At 46.2% G+C, this 862-nt stretch carries 2 protein-coding genes; one reads left to right on the top strand and one right to left on the bottom strand.

Translation table 11 applies throughout. From position 1 onward, the window contains the following. Positions 1-541: LexA family protein (locus FN633_RS09250; RefSeq protein ID WP_208674020.1), on the bottom strand; the 541-nt coding region annotated here is incomplete at its 3' end. Between the two features lie 92 nt (positions 542-633). Between FN633_RS09250 and FN633_RS09245 the strand changes: the two genes are divergently transcribed. After that, the gene (locus FN633_RS09245) at positions 634-831 is read left to right on the top strand and encodes a Cro/CI family transcriptional regulator (protein ID WP_154057510.1); all 198 of its coding nucleotides are present in this window, start codon (positions 634-636) and stop codon (positions 829-831) included. Positions 832-862 lie beyond the last annotated feature (31 nt).

Here is an 862-nt window from a genome sequence, read left to right as displayed (position 1 = left end):
GTTTTTTTACAGTTGCCTCTGATGAACCATCAAGCACTGCAACGACGATCTTGCCATAGACGTCATCCAGTTGACCGTAATGAGGCTCGACAATAACAATAGATCCTTCAGGAATGGAGGGTAACCCGTTTGGGTTTGTCATTGATTCGCCACGAACAACGAGGCCGAAAACTTCATCAGAAACATTTGCAGTAGTTTGTGTCCATGTAATCACGTCAGTAAGCCTTGAGCATGCGTAGGTGTCAGTCCATAAACCTGCCTGCACAGCAGAGATGATCGGGACGGCGGTAGGTGGTTTCAGAAATGGAATAACCTTCGTATCGTCTGCAACCTCACTTCCCTTGCCATAGAGAACCCATTCCGGCGTAGTTTGAAGTGCCAAAGCCAAATTATGCAAATTTTCTCCATCTGGCTTAGTGGTTCCATTCTCCCATTTTGTTACTGATACACGACTGACGCCAAGCTTCTTAGCTAGCGTCTGCTGTGTTATGTCCAGTTGGACTCGGCGGGATCTGATTCGGTCTTTCATCTCTGTTTTCATGTAACCAATGTTACATACTTTCCTTGTAACTGTTGTTTGCTATTTAATGTACCTTTTGTTACCTTTACTGCATCGGGTAACTAGGAGGAACTATGCGCAAATCTGAAGTAATCGAGCACTTCGGCGGAGTATCTAAAACCGCCGGTGCATTGGGGATTTCTCACCCTGCCGTGTGTCGCTGGGGTGAAGTAATCCCCGAAAAACAAGCTTTCGTGATTGAGCGAATTACGAAGGGGAAGCTTAAGTACGACGCTTCTCTTTACCAAAAGCCTAACGAAACGGCAGCTTAAAAGTAACCACAGCAACAAGAGGTCGACCGTG

The organism is Pseudescherichia vulneris, assembly GCF_902164725.1.
Lineage (GTDB): Bacteria > Pseudomonadota > Gammaproteobacteria > Enterobacterales > Enterobacteriaceae > Pseudescherichia > Pseudescherichia vulneris.
The sequence above is the reverse complement of the archived record's forward strand: the minus strand, read 5'-3'. Positions and strand labels throughout refer to the sequence as shown.